Genomic DNA, 18035 nt, shown 5'->3' on the forward strand with positions numbered 1-18035 from the left:
GGAGTCTTTGAGAAGCCTACACTTACCTGTACTCAGGAAGTGTAGGTACGTCACTGTCTGAAGCCAATTTCAACCCGATTTGTAGTGGAGTTTTTAAATTATTATTAAAATTTTACCTTAAGTTAATTAAACTTAAGTGAATATACTGGATGTCAATCCAGTCAGTCTGAAGATATCAGTACGAGTAATGTTGATTACATAAAGTAGTCCTTGCCAGGGTGCGATCGAGGTGCTTTAATAGCGATCGCATTCCGCAAAATAGTTTTACTTACAAAATATGTACAAGACCCGCAGCAACTCGATATTGCTACTGGTGTTCATAAAATTACAGACTCAAAACATTAAACTCTAAAGATATGACAAGCTAGTAGCATATCTTTGACACTAAATTCTCCCCAAAGCTGAATAGGAGCATACATGGAGCCAATTATTGCTATAGTTTTAGCCCTTATAGGTTATGCATTAGGTTCTGCAAAACTTATTAATCAAGGAAATGAAGCCCTAGTCGAACGCTTGGGACGGTATCATCGGAAACTTAAACCTGGGTTGAACTTTATTGTTCCCCTGGTAGATCAGATTGTGATGGAAGATACTACACGAGAGCAATTTTTAGATATCAAACCTCAGAATGTAATCACCCAAGATAATATTTACGTAGAAGTGGATGCTATTGTTTACTGGCGGATTCGAGATATTGAGAAAAGCTTTTATGCTATTGAGGATCTGCAAGGGGCATTGACACAGGTAACTACAACCACGCTCCGAGAAATCATTGCTCAGAATACTTTAGAGCAGACCAATGTTTCCAGGTCAGAGATGGACACAGCTATCTTAGACCAACTGAATAATATAACGACAGATTGGGGAGTTGATATTCTCCGGTTAGATATTCAGAGTATTACACTACCTGAGAGTGTGCGAAAGTCTAGGGAAGAGGAACAAGCCGCCGTAATCAAAAAACGGGCGCTGATTACCGAAGCAGAAGGGGAAAAGGAAGCTGCTATTAAGAAAGCAGAAGGAACTATGGCTTCAGTGCAAATCATTTCTCAAGCTCTCCGTTCCAATCCAGATAGTCGGGATATTTTGCGGTATCTTGTGGCTCAAGATTACGTAGATGCTAGTCAAAAACTTGGTGAGAGCAGTAATGCCAAAATTGTCTTTGTAGACCCAGCTAACTCAAGTGAAATGTTTCAGGAGTTGATAGCCGAGTCAGTAACTCAAGAAGGTAACGGCAAGAAAAACGAGGAACGGTAATACTTAAGAGTCAAACGATTTTGGATTTTGGATACTTCGACTTACCTCGGCTTCGCCCTTCGGCTACGCTCAGGACAGGCTCGGCACAAGTCGCTCAGTACAAGTTTTGGATTTTGGATTGACCCCATAGATAAATCTAGAATCTGGTTGCTCTGTAACATCAAGGAATTATTGGTAACACTGTGCTGTTTGCCTCAGTATTGTATCGGCTACTAGTGAAACATCGTGCATTTCTTGAACATCGTGAACTCGAAGGATATCAGCACCATTAAAAATAGCAGCACAACAAGCTGCTGCCGTTCCCCAAACTCGTGCTTTGGGATCTGGTTGATTTAAAATGCGACCAATGAAACTTTTACGGGATGCTCCTACTAAGATAGGACAGTTGAGTGTTGTTAGCGATCGCAAACCGCGAAAAATTTCTAAATTTTGCTCATAGTTCTTAGCAAAGCCAACACCAGGATCAATAATAATCTTATCCAGGTCAATACCCGCAGCAGTTGCTAACTCAATTTGTCGAGCCAAAAAACTATAAATCTCTCTGAGCAAATCTTGATAATCAGTTTGTTGTTGCATCGTCTGTGGTGTCCCCCGGATGTGCATCAAAATAATCGGCACACTTAACTCTGCAACTGTCGGCAACATTTCTGAGTCAAAAGTGCCGCCAGAAATATCATTAATAATATCCGCTCCAGCTTTTACAGATGCCCTAGCTACAGCAGCACGGGTTGTATCTACAGAAATCGGGACTGAAATTTCTGGTCTTAGCACCTGTAACACCGATAATACTCGGTCAAGTTCCTGTGCCAGAGTTATTTGCTTTGCCCCTGGCCGAGTTGATTGACCGCCCACATCAATTATGTCAGCACCAGCAGCTACCAGTGCTTGCGCCTGCACTAAAGCGGCAGAGGTAGTGTTAAACTCACCCCCATCACTAAAGCTATCAGGCGTTACATTCAAAATACCCATTAAATAAGTTCGCTGTCCCCACTCAAAACAGCGTCCTCGAATTATTAAGTTGTTTGGCATAAATCTACATTAGGCATTCCCATGCAGAGCATGGGAACGAAAAGAAGGCACATTAGGGAACTCCAATAAATAAATTATCCAATCTTGTGGGGTGGGCAACATGAGCGCCCAGTTTATATGGCGGGCAAGATGCCCACCCCACAATAATTAATTGAATATTTTTTATTTGGAAGTCCCTTACACTAAATGAAAATTCACAATCCGAGCGAAACTTTCAGGTTCTAAACTTGCTCCTCCCACTAAAACGCCATCGATTTCTGGTTGAGCCATGATTTCATCAATATTATTTGGCTTAACTGAGCCACCATATTGAATTGATACATTTGGATTACTCAACTGACTCCGAATTAAGCCAATTATTCGATTAGCTTCCACTGCTTCACAAGTGTCACCAGTGCCAATTGCCCAAATTGGCTCGTAGGCAATCACTAAATTATTCTGGTCTATATCTACCAAACCTTTGTCGAGTTGGAGAGCAATCAGTGATTCAGTTTCTCCGGCATCTCGTTGTTGTTTAGTTTCGCCAACACAGAGAATTGGAGTCAAACCAAACCTTTGAGCAGTTCGGAGGCGCAGATTAACGGTTGCGTCCGTTTCACCAAAGTATTGTCGTCTTTCGCTATGACCGACAATCACAAAACGCACACCACTTTCTGTCAGCATTGGGGCAGAAATCTCACCCGTATAGGCTCCAAATTCTTCCCAATGGACATTTTGTGCCCCCAGTTGGATGAGGCTACCGTGCAAACTCTTGGACAAAACACTCAAATTAGTGAAGGGAGGGCACAATATCACTTCTCGCCCTTGGGGGGTTTCCTCTAATTGGGGCAGAAATCCTTGTAAAAACTCCTGGGTTTCTGCCTGGGTTTTGAACATTTTCCAGTTGCCGGCAATAACGATTTTCCGCACAGGTAATTTAGTCAAGATCCTAACGCGCTATTTAGATGCATTTTTCAGTTTAGGACTTTTTGTTAGTCATTGGTCATTTGTCATTGGTCATTGGTCATTGGTCTATCCCTTCTTACTTCCCACTCAGCACTCAGCACTCCCCACTGATGAGGGTTATTCTCCTTTGAGCTACAAACCCCTGTTAAAAATAACTAGGATAAGAGACGGGGCTAATTTAAAAATCTAAAATTTAAAATCTAAAATCCAAAATTGACATGACTTCGACATTACCCGTGCCTGAACCTCATCAAAGCGATTCCGCTAACACTGACGCAAATTCTCTCAGTTGGGAGGAAGAATTGGATAGTGCTATTTTCAGTTTTGAAGACATTCAGACGGAACTGAACTATAAACAAGCACAAACGGCGCTGCGAAACTTGGTAGCCAATCTCGACCTCACCCCGCAAGAAAAAACTGGATTGGAAACGGAAATTGCTGATTTGGAAACCATGCTGGGGAAGTTAGACCGTATGGTGGTGCAGATTGCAGCTTTTGGTATGGTAGGACGTGGTAAGTCTTCGCTACTCAATTCTTTGATTGGACAAACAGTATTTGAAACAGGGCCGCTGCACGGTGTCACCCAGACTGCACAAACAGTTAATTGGAGTATTAGTGAGGAAGCAATTGGAGAAACTGAACGAGCTTTGCGGGTTACTCTCCCTGGTGTAGGTCAATCGCAGGTGGAATTAATTGACACTCCTGGGTTAGACGAAGTAGATGGTGCAACCCGGGCTGTGTTAGCTGAACAGATTGCAAAACAAGCGGATTTGATTCTGTTTGTGATCTCTGGCGATATGACGAAGCTAGAATACGCCGCTCTTTCTCAGTTGCGAGAAGCAGGTAAACCAATCATTCTGGTGTTTAACAAAGTAGACCAGTATCCCGAAGCTGACCGGATGGCAATTTATCACAAAATTCGGGATGAAAGGGTGCGGGAATTACTTACACCTTTAGAAATTGTCATGGCTGCGGCATCGCCATTGGTGAAAACGGCAATTCGTCGCCCTGATGGTACTAGGGGCATACAGTTGCGTACAGGAAACGCCCAAGTCGAGGAATTGAAGCTGAAAATTTTGGAGATTTTACACCGTGAGGGTAAAGCCTTGGTTGCTCTTAATACCATGCTTTATGCCGACGTTGTAAATGAGCAGTTAATCGAGCGAAAACTGATGATTCGAGAACAGAATGCTAATCGGTTGATTTGGAAGGCTGTGATGACTAAGGCATTAGCGATCGCACTTAATCCTTTAACTGTGGTAGATATTCTTAGTAGTGTGGTCATTGATATTGCTCTGATTTTGGGTTTATCTAAGCTTTATGGCTTCTCTATGACCGAAGCCGGTGCTATACAACTACTACAAAAAATCGCCCTGAGTATGGGCGGAATTGGTGCTAGTGAATTGTTGGCAAACTTAGGCTTAAGTGGATTGAAAACTTTACTTGGTATCTCTGCAACAGCTACGGCTGGTATTGCCCTTGGGCCTTATATATCAGTGGCACTCACCCAAGCGGGAGTCGCAGGTGTTTCTTCTTACGGTATTGGACAAGTGACCAAAGTTTATTTAGCCAATGGCGCGACTTGGGGGCCTGATGGGCCGAAAGCAGTAATTAATCGCATTTTGGCAAACCTGGATGAAACCTCAATTCTCAACCGAATTAAAGATGAATTGCTCCACAAGGTAAAACTCAGAAAGTGATGTAAGAACGCGGCCCTGTGACTTTAATACTGGATCAAGAGGTCGTTTAAGTATATACACTCAAAAAAATAATAACAGGAGCCTATAGACACTGGAGTTCTAATTGATGAGAGAATATTAAATTAACCATCATAAAAGTTTAAATCCATTCATCATGGCGAAAATCCAGTTTTCTAAAGGTCTTGACGAAGTAGTAATTCCAGAGGTGCGGCTGACGCGATCGCGTACTGGTGACAGTGGTACAGCCACGTTTATTTTTACAAATCCGAAGATATTAGATCAAGGTAGCACCGAAGACATTACTGGAATGTACTTGAGTGACGAAGAAGGCGAAATCGTTACCCGTGAAGTTAAGGCTAAATTTGTCAACGGGAAACCAGAAGCATTAGAGGCACTTTACGTGATGAAATCTGCCCAAGAATGGGAGCGCTTTATGCGCTTCATGGAACGGTATGCTGAAGAAAACGATCTTGGACTCAGCAAAGCTGAAAAATAGGGCGAATGGCGAATGGCGAATGGCTTATGTTGTTTTTTCATCACCGAGACAATTTTGGATTTTAGATTTTGGATTTTGGATTAAATCTAAATCTAGAATCCAAAAAACGGTTTCAAGCCCCTGAATTCATTCATAGAGAAACAAAAAACAATTCCTTTTTCAAGCCTCCGACTTCAGTCGTGGGGTCAATCCAAAATCGTCAATCCAAAATCCAAAATCGAGTGACCAATGCGCCATTCTCCGTGCCCAATTGCCCATTATTAAAAGTTAAAAGCTGAACCCATGACACAACAACCACATCCAGATTCGCTTGGGATTACGATAACTTGTGCTGTGGTTACTGTCAGTGATACACGCACGCCCGAAACAGACAAAAGTGGTCAGCTAATTCAGCAGTTACTTGTTGCTGCTAACTATGCTATCGGAGCCTACACGATTATCAAAGATGAACCAACACAGATTCAAGAGCAGATAGAAAATTTGGGTAAAAGCTCAAATTTGGATGCTGTAATTTTTAATGGTGGTACAGGTATTGCGCCAAGAGACACTACTTATGATGCCATTGACAAGTTATTGGAGAAAACTTTGCCGGGATTTGGTGAGTTATTCCGTTTTTTAAGTTATCAAGAAATTGGTTCGCGGGCGATCGCTTCTCGCGCTGTTGCCGGTGTTTATCAAGATAAATTAATCTTCTCGCTTCCTGGTTCCAGTAATGCTGTGCGGCTAGCGATGGAAAAACTGATTGTGCCTGAACTCACTCACTTGGTAAGTCAGCTTTGTAAGGGTTTGAAATAAGCATTTCAGAAAGCTTCCATAAAACTAAAGCATGAAGCACTGAAATCATCCTTTCTCTACTTACATCTTGTAACTACCCAGAATTATAGTGAAACGCATCAAATATTTATATCAGATCAGCAATGCAGCCTATTTACTGGAATTGCATCATTGCTCACGGCATCACTGCATTTTCATACTTTGGCATACCCATATTAACAGGGGTTTTCTTTGCCAAAACCAAGGCTACTATCCCTTCTAAGTTTAGACCAGCCTTTTTTTTGTCAGGTGGATTCGTACTAGTTTGCGGATTTCATCATCTTTTGACGATTTTTGAAACACATTCGGCAGTGTCGCTGTTGCACTTAGTTGTACTTGATGTAATGGCGTTTGTTTCAATATCTGCCTTACTCTACCTAATGCCAACTGCTTATCAAATTTTAGAGGCGATCGCCAAATCTCAAGAAGATACCCGCGAACTTCAACGCAGCCAGCAGATGCAACGGCTATTCCTAGATCAGGGTCCCTTTGCGGCCTATATTAAAGATGAGCAATCTAGAGCGCTTTACTATAACCAGGAAATACAGTCTAGATTTTCGGTAGATTCACAAGAATGGTTAGGGAAAACGGATAGTGAATTCTTGCCAGATCCAGAAGAGGGACGGCGGGTGATGGAAAACGATCGAGTCGTTTTGAAGACTCTACGCCCTTTGAAGCTGATTGAAGAGGTAAAAGTCTCTGGTAACAATCAGCCGTGCTACTGGCTATCCTTTAAGTTTCCATTTAACGATTACGCAACGGGCGATTGCCGCATCGGTGGCATTAGTATCGATATTACAGAATCTATAGAAGCCCAGCGATCGCTCACCGATCTAAATCGGCAACTAGAAGAAAAAACACTGAAATTAGAAGCAAAAAAACGGGAACTTATATATCTCTCAGATATGGCAGATATGCTTTATTGCTGCGAGTCTGAAGATGAGGTGTATCAAGTAGTCGCTTTAACCTGTTCCAAGCTGTTTCCTAATATGAGTGGTTGTATATATATAATTGCTAATTCTAAGAATTATGTTCAGATGAATAGTTTTTGGGGAGATAACAGAAGCAGTAAAGAAATATTTTCACTATCTGATTGTTGGGCATTGCGGAGAGGAAAATTCAACCTTTTATCGTCTTGTAACTCAGGACTAATATGCAACCACTTAATACAGCCTGTTAGCGGCGCACATTTATGTGTTCCATTGTTTGGGCAAGGCGAAGTAGTTGGGATTTTACATATCTATGCCCTTGAAGAAATCAGTCCAGAAGATCAACAAATTACTGAGATTATTGCTAGAACATTAGGCTTTGCACTAAATAATCTATCGATAAAAAAACGTCTAACTCATGATAACTTGCGGGATAGGATGACCCAACTATTCAATCAAAGCTACATGGAAACCATAATGGAACAAAGGTTAGCGGAGGCTGAACGGTCGGGACAACCTCTTAGTGTTATTTTTCTTGATATTGATAACTTCAAATCTTACAACTCGCGTTATGGACATGTGACTGCCAATATTGTGATTCAGGGATTAGCAAAACTGCTGTTAAAATCTATTCGCTCTTTTGATATTCCTTGCAGATGGGGTGGTGAAGAATTTGTGATTGTTATGCCTAATATGACGCTGGAAGCGCTCAGGAAGCGAGTAGAACAATTAAGGGTAGATGTTGAACAAATGCAATTGAAGGACGGCGATCGTATCCTTCAAGGCATCACCGCCTCTTTTGGAATAGCTATATCAGAACCAGGGATTACAGTTAAGGATTTTTTGAATCGGGCAAATCAAGCGATGCTTGAAGCAAAGCGAATAGGGAAAAATCGGGTTATGGAGTATGTAAATAGGTACAATTAAAATAATTCGTAATTCGTAATTCGTAATTCGTAATTTTAGAACTTAGGCAAAACTACACGCGGTAGGGGCAATATCCGGCGGGAAGCGGCTTTGCGTGTACGTGAACATTGGTGTCAACTTAACGTGAAATTCTGGCAATGACGTTATATCAAGCCTACTCAATTACCAATTAAGTCTTCGGAACCCCACCCCGCTTTTGTCTAGCGACAAAATCTCCCCTCCCCGTGAACGGGGAGGGGATTAAGGGGAGCCAGTGCGGGAACAGGGGTTTCCCCCGCCGCAGGATGCGCGTTCGCAAAGCGTCTCGCAGAGAAGCGCTGTAGTGGAGCATCTGGCGTGTGGGGTAAAATGACTGTGGAATGAGCTTTCTGACTTGAGTTGACAGCAATGGTACATGAATTGCCCTTATGTCTCTATAAGGATTATGGATGACGCATTTTCCTTTATAAAAAAACAACTCCCTGAAGAAGTGGGAGTTGTTTTTTATCTTTGACTATTTTCTCAAAACATGATTCAGAATGGAGCGATCGCCAAGCAGGTGGCAGCCAAAATAGCCGCGATAACATAAAATACTCCAACTACTTGCAATTCTGACCAGCCAGTGAGTTCTAAATGATGGTGTAAGGGTGCCATTTTGAAGAGGCGCTTGCCTTTACCATCGGGGCCCTTGGTGGCTTTGTAATAACTTACCTGTGCCATCACCGAAAGGGTTTCTACGAAGAAGATACCACTGAGAATGAACAGTGCCACTAAGGTGTTTGTCAATAGCGCTACAGCAGCTAAAGCTCCTCCCAGTGCGAGGGAACCAGTATCTCCCATGAAAACGCGGGCTGGGTTACGATTATGGGCTAAGAAACCTAAGCAACCACCACTTAAAGCCGCACAGAAAACCATTAACCCTGGTGCTGTAGGCGCAATCAAAGCACCTAATGCTAAAAGTGCGATCGCAACTGTTCCTGCTGCCAAGCCATCAATACCATCTGTTAAATTAGTTGCATTACTTTCTGCAACTAGCACAAAACCGGCTATTGGCCAAAATAGAAATCCTAATGGTAGTGTGAAGCTTACCCAAGGTAAAGCAATATTTGTAATATTAGAAGGTTGATTAAATATCAGCCAGAGACAAAATACTGCCGCAAAACCCACTTGCAAAGCGAGTTTTGTTCGGGGAGATATACCTTTATTTGATTTCCGACGGAGAATTTGCCAATCGTCGAGCCAGCCAATCAATCCGTAGCTGATTGTCAAAGCCGAAACTGCCAAAACATCTGTAGCAAAGTTAGACAATATGCAGGCAATTATCACACCTACAGGGATAAAAAATATACCTCCCATTGTAGGAGTGCCTGCTTTTTTTAGATGGGCTTGGGGGCCATCTTCACGGATTATTTGTCCAGTTTTGAGGGCTTGAAGTAAGGGTATTACCCAAAAGCCAACCCCACCTGAACCCATAGCACACAACAGCAGTGGCAGGGTTAACGACATACTTTGCCAGGGTAGCCTGTTAGCCATCGAATCCAAGAAAAATGCTGTTGTACCTAGCCCAACGGCTAATAAAGAAGCTAGCGCGATTCCAGAAATATTTAATCCTTGCTCAGGAGATAATTTAGCGTCCACAGAAGTTTTCCTTCACTCCACACTTATTAAAATTGAATATCAGTAGCTAGGGATACTACCAAGTCCCTAGCCTGAAAAGGCTAATCCTCGGCGATTCCTATATCGTCATCATCATCAAGGTCGTAGCCAATCCCATCTTCTACACCCATTAAAGAGTCTATTTCTTCTTCGCCATCTTGAAAATCCGGGTCTTGAACGTCACGTGTTATGATCCGACCTTTATTTTCCAACCAATCCAACAAAGAAGACTCTGGCTTTAGGGGGATGACATGGGCTCGTTGGTTACGGGGTTCTTCACGTAATGGAGAGTTCAACATATCAAAGAAGACAAGAAAAGGTTTACGTAAGTTGACATTTAGAGTCTATCACTTGACACGGATTAATTTAGTTATCTTTTCAACCCTTTGATTAATAAATCCGCATTCAGATAGAAATTTTTTATTTAATAGGCATAAGGCTTAAGTCAAGCGATTCTTAGTAATTTTTATGGCTCTACACATAGGTTATGAATATCTTGTTTATGCTGATGGAAAGTGACTGATTTTAGAGGTGACAGGCGATGATGGGAAAAGCGGCTCTCATGGATGCGATCGCTGGTACAAATCGCGGTCTACTGGCGACTGAAGCGCAGAAACAGGCTATCTTAGCAGCGATCGCCAATTTAGAAGACTTTAATCCTACACCCCGTCCGGTAGAAGCTGGTAATTTGCTAGATGGCAATTGGCGATTACTATACACCACTAGCAAGGCTCTTTTAAATTTAGATCGTCTACCTTTTTGTAAACTGGGTCAAATCTATCAGTGTATCCGGGTAGAGACTACCAGTGTTTACAACATAGCTGAGATTTATGGCTTACCTTATTTAGAAGGATTAGTCAGCATTGCTGCTAAATTTGAGCCAGTTTCAGGTCGGCGTGTCCAAGTGAAATTTGAGCGGTCTATTATCGGCTTACAACGTTTAATAGAATACAATTCTCCGGGAACTTTTATCCAACAAATTGAAGAAGGTAGAAAATTTCCGGCGATTGATGTTGCTATAAACAGTGATAAACAGCAAGGCTGGTTAGATATCACTTATATAGATAACGATTTGCGGATCGGCAGAGGTAACGAGGGGAGCGTGTTCATATTGAGTAAAACATAAAGTTTGTACAAAAATACTGTTTGCGAATGAAGATAAGCTATAATGTCAACCTTGTCAAGTAGGTTCTGATACCATTCTTAATTTTGGGGGGAGTGGGAGCAGGGAGCAAGGGAGCAAGGAGCAAGGAGCAAGGGAGAAGAGTTTTCCCCCTGCCCCCCGCCCCTCTGCCTCTTTTCAATGCCCAATTCCCAATTCCCAATTCCCAAATTCAGACAAATAACTTAACAAAGACTCTTGCCGCGACCTTCAGGTTGTAGAGTGAAATCAATTAGCCCTCTAGATTGGCGATTGATAACTAAAAGGGAAAATAATCATGGTTCAACGTGGTTCTAAAGTACGTATTCTCCGCCCTGAATCCTACTGGTTTCAGGATCTAGGAACTGTGGCTTCCATTGACCAAAGCGGCATCAAATACCCTGTAATTGTCCGCTTTGAAAAGCTCAATTACGCTGGTGTCAATACCAACAACTTTGCCCAGGATGAATTGGTAGAAGTTGAAGCACCAAAGGCTAAAGCAGCTAAAAAATAGCAGCAAAGCTACAAGGGGGTTGTTTGATGCGATGATGAAGGGTAGTCTTAAGTCTGAAGGATGAAATCTGAAAATTTCAGTTCATTCATTCTTCACCCTAGCCTACCCTAATCTATGTGAGCCGCCCTGCGGGTATTCACGGTTTATCTTGGGTAATAATACGAGCCTTCTACGGAAGTGTAAGTTACTATCCCATCTCTTCTTTATTGAACCCCCAAGTACATCAAAATTGTCTGCTTAATCAGCTTAAATGCCTGAACTGCCTGAAGTTGAAACAGTCCGAAAGGGTCTAAATCAATTGACCCTTAACCAAGAAATTACGGGTGGAGATGTGTTGCTCAATCGCACCATTGCCTACCCGTTTTCTGTTGGTGAGTTTGTTGATGGAATTGAAAAGAGTGCGATCGCTACTTGGCATCGTCGTGGTAAATATCTCCTAGCTGAACTCACTCCCTCATCACCCTCATCAACCAGTTGGCTAGGGGTTCATCTGCGAATGACCGGTCAATTACTATGGCTGCATCGAGATGAACCATTACATAAGCACACGCGGGTTAGATTATTCTTTGGGGAACACCAAGAATTACGCTTTGTCGATCAGCGCACCTTCGGTAAAATTTGGTGGGTTCCGCCTGGTGTTACTGTAGAAAGTATTATGACTGGTTTGGCAAAACTGGCAGCAGATCCATTTTCGCCAGAATTCACTGTCGAATATCTAGCAAGCAAACTCAAAAACCGCCGTCGTCCGATTAAAACTGCGCTACTCGATCAATCGGTGGTGGCGGGATTAGGGAACATTTATGCCGATGAAGCCCTATTTAAAAGTGGAATTTTACCTGAAACCTTGTGTATAGATTTACAGCTAAAGCAAATTGAACGTTTGCGAACAGCCATCATTCAAGTTTTAGAAACCAGCATTGAAGCTGGCGGTACAACTTTTAGTAATTTCTTAAGTGTTCAGGGTGTCAACGGCAATTATGGTGGTGTTGCCTGGGTTTATAATCGCGCTGGAGAACCCTGTCGAGTTTGTGGTACGCCAATTCAACGGATTAGGCTAGCTGGGCGATCTAGTCACTTTTGCCCACAGTGTCAAACGCTACGGGGAGTTAGGAGCTGACAATTCAGATCATCTGGAAAACCTCTCTTCTATTTCTCTCTCCTAAAAGGAGAGAGACTTTGAATTTCCCCCTTCCCGCGTCGGGAAGGGGGTTAGGGGGTTAGGTTTTTGGTGGATTTTTCCACATAACGTGAAAAGTCAGGAATTAGGAGACGCGATTAATCGAGTCTTTACAAGAGTTAGGAGTTCTAGCTCAGAACTCTCTTAAAATGCAGATAAAAGAAGTTACAAATTTGAGAGGGGAATTCATGGCAGTCAAAAAGGGAGATATGGTTCGCGCTATCCGCGAGAAACTGGAAAACAGTCTAGAAGCAAAAGCCAGTGATGCTCGCTTTCCTTCTTATTTGTTTGAAACCAAGGGCGAAATTGTAGATATCAAAGGTGATTACGCCCTGATTAAGTTCGGGAAAGTACCGACACCAAACGTTTGGTTACGTGTGGATCAACTAGAAGAGTTTAAATAATAAAGAAGAATTCAGGAGTCAGAATTCAGCATTTATTCTGACTCTGGATTTTTGTTGATAAAATCGCACTTTAAGAATTATGTCTTCTTCCCCTAACTCCCCAATTGTGTGTAATTTACCCCGTGTCAGTATTGTGGGTGCGGGTAGGGTTGGTAGTACTTTAGCTCAACGTGTTGCAGAGAAAAATCTGGCAGATGTAGTTTTACTAGATATTATTGCGGGAATGCCTCAAGGTTTGGCGCTGGATTTGATGGAAGCCAGGGGAATTGAAATACATAATCGCCAGATTATCGGCACAAATAATTATGCTGATACATCTGGTTCTCAAATTGTGGTGATTACTGCCGGACTTCCCCGCAAACCAGGGATGAGTCGGGATGATTTATTGAAAACCAATGCCAAGATTGTGGTAGAAGCGGCAAAAAATGCGATCGCTTATTCTCCCAATGCGATTTTTATTGTCGTCACTAATCCGTTGGATGTGATGACTTATTTAGCTTGGCAAGCAACAGGTTTACCACGCGATCGCATAATGGGTATGGCTGGTGTGTTAGATTCCGCCCGTTTTGAAACCTTCATTGCCCTAGAATTGGGCGTTTTACCTGCCGATGTCAAAGCGATGGTATTGGGTAGTCACGGCGATTTAATGGTGCCGTTGTCTCGTTATGCTACCGTTAACGGCATTCCCATCACTGAATTGCTGGATGCAGCCACAATTGAACGCTTGGTAAAAAGAACTCGCAACGGTGGTGCAGAAATTGTGGAATTGATGCAAACTGGTGGTGCTTTTTTTGCTCCGGCATCGGCTACTAGCGTGATGGTAGAATCGATTTTGTTAAATCAGTCGCGGTTGTTGCCTGTGGCGGCGTATCTGCAAGGTGAATACGGTTTAGAAGATGTTGTGATTGGTGTTCCCTGCAGGTTGGGATGTGGTGGAATTGAGAGTGTTTTGGAATTGACACTCAGCGATGAAGAAAGAGAGGGTTTGCATACTTCGGCTCAATCTGTGCGTCAAAATATTGAGCGATCGCAGGAAATAATTCGTAATTCGTAATACTTCGGCTACGCTCAGTACAAGTTCGTAATTCGTAATTTTTAGAAATGGCAGCAAAAATAAAAGGCAGTAGGTTGAAGTTCTACTGCCTTATTTCTTATTGCAAAATTTATCACACTATGAAAAGCAACATCACAAGATTAATTTGGCGTTAACGGCGGGAATCCTGATCTGCGGGGTCGCCGTAGGGGTCTTCGCTAGCTGGGCGGACGTTGCCAAACTCCCCTGTGTCTGCGGGGTCGCCGTAGGGGTCTTCGCTAGCTGGGCGAACGTTGCCGTAAGATGCGATATCTGCGGGGTCGCCATAAGGGTCTTCGCTAGCTGGGCGAACATCGCCGTAAGATGCCGGATCTGCGGGGTCGCCGTAGGGGTCTTCGCTGGCTGGGCGGACATTGCGATCGCGGAATTCGGCATCTCTGTCAGCTTTATCGCTGTCAGATCCCAAAAGCAACTCCTTCGCTTTTCGGAAAAATTCATCTACCATAATCTGTCTCCTGATTTAAGTTCGTGTTTCCGACGTGCGCGATGGCGTTATCCTCCGGGAAACCCGCTTTCTTATTTACACACGCTTCGCTGATCTAGAGTGCCGGTGCTGCGGATGAAGTTATGCCAGTGAGATCGCGACCTGTAGAACTCCGGTTATAGCCTTGGAATTGGCGATATTGTTGTGCTTCAGATTCCGGTACTCGAATTCCTTGTGTGGGTGGAGTTACCCAGTGAGCGCGATGTTCAGCATCGCGGTAGTATACACGCCCATTCTTGGAAAGATAGTACTTACCTTGCGCTCCTTCTTGGGGAGCATTCTTATGCTGGTTGTACATATAGTAAAGTGCCGCAGCGCCTGCCAAAAGTGCCACTTTTTGCCCTGTACCTAATCCCTTCTTGGCTTCGGGTTGGTTTGTAGAGTTGCGATCGCTCACTGTTCTACCAACACTATCATCAACTGGTGGTGGAACTGAAGCGTTTCGGGAACCGCCTCCGCAGCTACTCAGCAAGGGTACCATTAGCAATCCTGAAAGCAGCACTGCAAATAGACGCGAAACTATTTTACGTTCTTTAAATATTGTGTTCATCGGATTTCGTCATCACCTGTATTTGCTAAGAGCCTTGCTGTTGTAAAAACCAAATTGGAATTGCTGTTATTTCACCTGGGATTGAAATAACAGATACCACTCGATTTGTAACTGCACAGCTACAGCGTTTAACTGTCATGATCAGCCATTTTCTCAAGTCTTTCATCCTGCCTTTGAGAGAAACTGCATTCATCCCAAGGAAATATATTGTTGATTTTTGATTAATCTATTTAGCTGAAACGCCGAAATATTCAGCAATTCCTCGGTTATTTTTTTTGGGTAAATAAATTAGAAAGATACAGTTACTATGCTGATCTTTGTCAAAAAGTACACTCAATATGACATCAAAAAATACTAGCACTCGTCTCCTTTTGGCTTTGTGGGATTTGGGAGGAACGCAGCAGGAAGTTAAAAAGGGTCAACTTACCAAGCGAATTGTATCCAAAAGCCAGAAGGTAGCAGATTATCAGGGTTCATTTGAAGAATTGCAGAATCAGGGTGCGATCGCAATCTCCAAAAAGGGATACTCTCTGACATCTCCCAAGGGTTTAGAGGTATTGGGTGAGGGTTTGAGAAGTGGCGATTTTAAATTTGAAGGAACGATTGTCGGAACTTGGGCGGCAAATGCGCTGGTGAAATGGATTAGTCAGATAGATATTGCGGTAGTTAGTGCAGATGTACTGGTTAATGGGAAGGGTGCGATCGGATCTTACGACGAGTTTAAGTCAGTGGCGTTGGAAGTCTACGACAAGCTGAACTATGAGTACAACTTTAATAATCTAGTGCCAATTTACCGCATTAGAAGAGGAATTGGCGATCGGGTTAGTCGTACAGAGTTTAATGACTGGCTATTGGAAATGCAAGCCGACGACATTTTGCAACTGCAAGGCGGGAGTGTAGAAGACAGCGCACCCGACAAAATTGAAGATTCGGTAGCTACAGAATTAGATGGATTACGTTGCTATGCCACACGCCTGAAACCTTAAACCTTATTTGACTCTTCAGATATTAACCTCACAACACTTATGACTGTTACCAAATCTACCATTGATGATCTGATTAGAAATCAAAACCCTTTTGCAGGCCATATTGTGGTCAGACCGCAACAAATCTGGGGTAAAAGTTTTCCTGATATGCCTTCAATTAATGCTCACGCTTCCAATGCAGTTTTTGATGCTGTTGATCAAGTCCGTAAAGGAAAACGTGAAACTGTAGGTATCACAATTACAGCAGAAAAAGGCTTAGGTAAAAGCCATATTATTAGTCGGATTCGCCACCAATTGCAGACAGAAGATAGTAGCTTATTTATCTACATGAGCAAGTATGATAACTTAAATCAAATTAAGTCTCTGTTTCTGCAAAGTGTCGCCTCTAGTCTTAGAGCTTTTGGTAGTCAAAAAATAATGCAATGGCAGGAAATTGCAGCAGCTTTAATTAACGAAGCAAAGCAATGGACTTATACGCCACAACAATATATTAATATGTATCCAGGTTGGTTAAGCCAACACTCAACTAAGGCGATAGCTCATTTGACAACAAGTGTTCTGAAAGTCAAGCCTGAAATAACCAACTCTTATATAGTGACAGCAATTTTGTGGACACTTTCTTCCGATCATATTAATTATGCAAGCTATTGGTTATCTGGTTTGGAATTAGCACAATCACAAGCTGAAGAGATGGGATTACCAAATCCTAAAAATGAGGATAGGGAAGCTGAAGCATTAAGCACTGTTCGTCAAATTCTAGATATCACTAGTAATTATCGAGTTCCAGTGATTTGTTTTGACGAATTAGATATTGCAGATACTGCTGATAACGGATTTTTAGCAGCGCAAGTTATTGCAAGCTTAGTTAAGGATTTATATAACAGTCTTAAACAAGGTGTTTTACTGTTGGCAATGTATCCTCGTACCTGGGAAGACCAAATCAAGGCTTTACCAGAAGCTGAAGCAGTTATAGATAGATTAGTAAGTGATCAAGCTGACAGACAGCCTATAAAATTAAGCTTTCTCAATTCTGATGATATCGTTGCTCTAGTGAGTCAATGGTTACAAGATTTTTATGAAGAACATCAACAAACCCCACCTCATCCTCTCTACCCATTTGATGAAACTAAACTCAGAGAACTTGGTAAGAGTAGACCTACAGTTAGGTCAGTTTTGAAATGGTGTGCAGAGAATTTTGTACCTAATAAGCATATTATTGATGAGCCTATAAATTCCACAAAAAGCACTAGGAATACTACAAGTGCATGGACATCTACAACAATCCATTCAGTTAAAGCATACTTCGATAATGAATTAGCAAATGTTGAGGCTTCTATTAATTCATTAATGGAAGAAGAAGCAACAATTACTGATGCTCTTTTGCTTGCTTTCAATAATTTAATAGGTAAAACTGTAGAGGGAGTAACAATTGAATCAATTGAAGAAGTAGAGCCTAGTGCAGCAAATAATGGCTTTATGGATTTCAAAATTATCGGTAACAAGAGAAAAGTGAGGATTGGAGTAGATGTAGTTCAGCAAGACTACACGGTTATAGGTGCTGCATTGGGAAGACTAATTGATTACAAAACATTTGACCTAACTCGCGGTTGCTTGGTGCGTTCAAAGATAATTAGTCCAAAAGCAATATTAGCTAGAAAGCATTTAAAAATACTGTTGCAGAAAAAGGGTGGAGAATGGGTAAGCTTGCAAAGCCAAGACATTAAACCTCTTTTAGCTATCTGTTTTGTTTGGTATAACAGAGAGAGTTACGAAGTGACAGAAAAACAGATATTTGATTTTATTGAGCAAAAGAAACTAGCAATCAACAATCCTTTGATTCGAGAAATTCTCAGCGCTCCTTCTGGGCAAGAACCTACTAATTTAACTGATGATGGATTACCGATTAGTATTCCTAAAAGTGTTAGTACTGCCGATTACGTCGAACTAAATTTATAGTT

The 18035-nt window shown here is 42.2% G+C and carries 18 protein-coding genes; 12 read left to right on the forward strand and 6 right to left on the reverse strand.

Features of this window, described 5'->3' with window-relative positions; genetic code table 11:
* The first annotated feature begins 417 nt into the window (after window positions 1–417).
* Window positions 418–1254 (forward strand): SPFH domain-containing protein, encoded by an 837-nt coding sequence (locus HWQ36_RS22815; RefSeq protein ID WP_292706702.1) that lies wholly within the window; start codon window positions 418–420, stop codon window positions 1252–1254.
* A gap of 168 nt (window positions 1255–1422) precedes the next feature.
* On the opposite strand, the gene folP is transcribed toward HWQ36_RS22815, so the two are convergent.
* Both folP and tpiA read right to left on the reverse strand, forming a co-directional pair.
* Entirely contained in the window at window positions 1423–2283 is an 861-nt protein-coding gene (gene folP / locus HWQ36_RS22820) for a dihydropteroate synthase (protein ID WP_292706704.1), read from the reverse strand.
* A gap of 177 nt (window positions 2284–2460) precedes the next feature.
* Entirely contained in the window at window positions 2461–3192 is a 732-nt protein-coding gene (tpiA, locus tag HWQ36_RS22825) for a triose-phosphate isomerase (RefSeq protein WP_292706931.1), read from the reverse strand.
* Between the two features lie 254 nt (window positions 3193–3446).
* Between tpiA and HWQ36_RS22830 the strand changes: the two genes are divergently transcribed.
* The 4 genes from HWQ36_RS22830 (at window position 3447) to HWQ36_RS22845 (ending at window position 8093) form a co-directional block, all read left to right on the forward strand.
* Window positions 3447–4928 carry a GTP-binding protein gene (locus HWQ36_RS22830; protein ID WP_292706706.1) on the forward strand — a complete coding sequence of 494 codons (1482 nt, stop codon included), beginning with the start codon at window positions 3447–3449 and terminating at the stop codon, window positions 4926–4928.
* Window positions 4929–5082: 154 nt separating this feature from the next.
* Window positions 5083–5424, forward strand: a complete 342-nt coding sequence (psb28, locus tag HWQ36_RS22835) for a photosystem II reaction center protein Psb28 (RefSeq protein ID WP_292706708.1) — start codon at window positions 5083–5085, stop codon at window positions 5422–5424.
* A 282-nt stretch (window positions 5425–5706) separates the two neighbouring features.
* Window positions 5707–6219 carry a molybdenum cofactor biosynthesis protein B gene (locus tag HWQ36_RS22840; RefSeq protein WP_292706710.1) on the forward strand — a complete coding sequence of 171 codons (513 nt, stop codon included), beginning with the start codon at window positions 5707–5709 and terminating at the stop codon, window positions 6217–6219.
* A gap of 122 nt (window positions 6220–6341) precedes the next feature.
* A complete protein-coding gene (locus tag HWQ36_RS22845) occupies window positions 6342–8093 on the forward strand; it encodes a diguanylate cyclase (protein ID WP_292706712.1) in 1752 nt (583 codons plus the stop codon).
* Window positions 8094–8606: 513 nt separating this feature from the next.
* Here the strand turns inward: HWQ36_RS22845 and mraY are convergent.
* Both mraY and HWQ36_RS22855 read right to left on the reverse strand, forming a co-directional pair.
* Complete coding sequence (gene mraY / locus HWQ36_RS22850) at window positions 8607–9710, reverse strand: phospho-N-acetylmuramoyl-pentapeptide-transferase (protein WP_292706714.1); 1104 nt, start codon at window positions 9708–9710, stop codon at window positions 8607–8609.
* Window positions 9711–9790: 80 nt separating this feature from the next.
* Window positions 9791–10027: a DUF3134 domain-containing protein gene (locus HWQ36_RS22855; protein WP_179074097.1), complete on the reverse strand. Its 237-nt coding sequence runs from the start codon at window positions 10025–10027 to the stop codon at window positions 9791–9793.
* Window positions 10028–10269: 242 nt separating this feature from the next.
* Between HWQ36_RS22855 and HWQ36_RS22860 the strand changes: the two genes are divergently transcribed.
* The 5 genes from HWQ36_RS22860 to mdh all read left to right on the forward strand — a co-directional run bounded on the left by HWQ36_RS22860 (window position 10270) and on the right by mdh (window position 14018).
* Window positions 10270–10854: a PAP/fibrillin family protein gene (locus HWQ36_RS22860; protein WP_163930107.1), complete on the forward strand. Its 585-nt coding sequence runs from the start codon at window positions 10270–10272 to the stop codon at window positions 10852–10854.
* Window positions 10855–11167: 313 nt separating this feature from the next.
* Window positions 11168–11383 (forward strand): photosystem I reaction center subunit IV, encoded by a 216-nt coding sequence (locus HWQ36_RS22865; RefSeq protein WP_292706717.1) that lies wholly within the window; start codon window positions 11168–11170, stop codon window positions 11381–11383.
* A gap of 250 nt (window positions 11384–11633) precedes the next feature.
* Window positions 11634–12500 (forward strand): DNA-formamidopyrimidine glycosylase, encoded by an 867-nt coding sequence (locus HWQ36_RS22870; protein ID WP_292706718.1) that lies wholly within the window; start codon window positions 11634–11636, stop codon window positions 12498–12500.
* Window positions 12501–12748: 248 nt separating this feature from the next.
* Window positions 12749–12964: an NAD(P)H-quinone oxidoreductase subunit O gene (locus tag HWQ36_RS22875; RefSeq protein ID WP_292706719.1), complete on the forward strand. Its 216-nt coding sequence runs from the start codon at window positions 12749–12751 to the stop codon at window positions 12962–12964.
* A gap of 79 nt (window positions 12965–13043) precedes the next feature.
* Window positions 13044–14018, forward strand: a complete 975-nt coding sequence (mdh, locus tag HWQ36_RS22880; protein ID WP_292706721.1) for a malate dehydrogenase — start codon at window positions 13044–13046, stop codon at window positions 14016–14018.
* 151 nt (window positions 14019–14169) lie between these two features.
* Here the strand turns inward: mdh and HWQ36_RS22885 are convergent, their stop codons facing one another.
* Window positions 14170–14502 (reverse strand): translation initiation factor, encoded by a 333-nt coding sequence (locus tag HWQ36_RS22885; protein WP_292706723.1) that lies wholly within the window; start codon window positions 14500–14502, stop codon window positions 14170–14172.
* 94 nt (window positions 14503–14596) lie between these two features.
* Window positions 14597–15091 (reverse strand): hypothetical protein, encoded by a 495-nt coding sequence (locus HWQ36_RS22890; protein WP_292706725.1) that lies wholly within the window; start codon window positions 15089–15091, stop codon window positions 14597–14599.
* Window positions 15092–15429: 338 nt separating this feature from the next.
* Here HWQ36_RS22890 and HWQ36_RS22895 point away from each other — a divergent pair, with 338 nt between their 5' ends.
* Together HWQ36_RS22895 and HWQ36_RS22900 are read left to right on the forward strand one after the other, a co-directional pair.
* Entirely contained in the window at window positions 15430–16077 is a 648-nt protein-coding gene (locus HWQ36_RS22895) for a hypothetical protein (protein ID WP_292706727.1), read from the forward strand.
* A 39-nt stretch (window positions 16078–16116) separates the two neighbouring features.
* Window positions 16117–18033 (forward strand): hypothetical protein, encoded by a 1917-nt coding sequence (locus HWQ36_RS22900; protein ID WP_292706729.1) that lies wholly within the window; start codon window positions 16117–16119, stop codon window positions 18031–18033.
* Window positions 18034–18035 lie beyond the last annotated feature (2 nt).

This window comes from Nostoc sp. NMS2 (assembly GCF_017115105.1).
In the GTDB taxonomy this organism is placed as follows: domain Bacteria; phylum Cyanobacteriota; class Cyanobacteriia; order Cyanobacteriales; family Nostocaceae; genus Nostoc.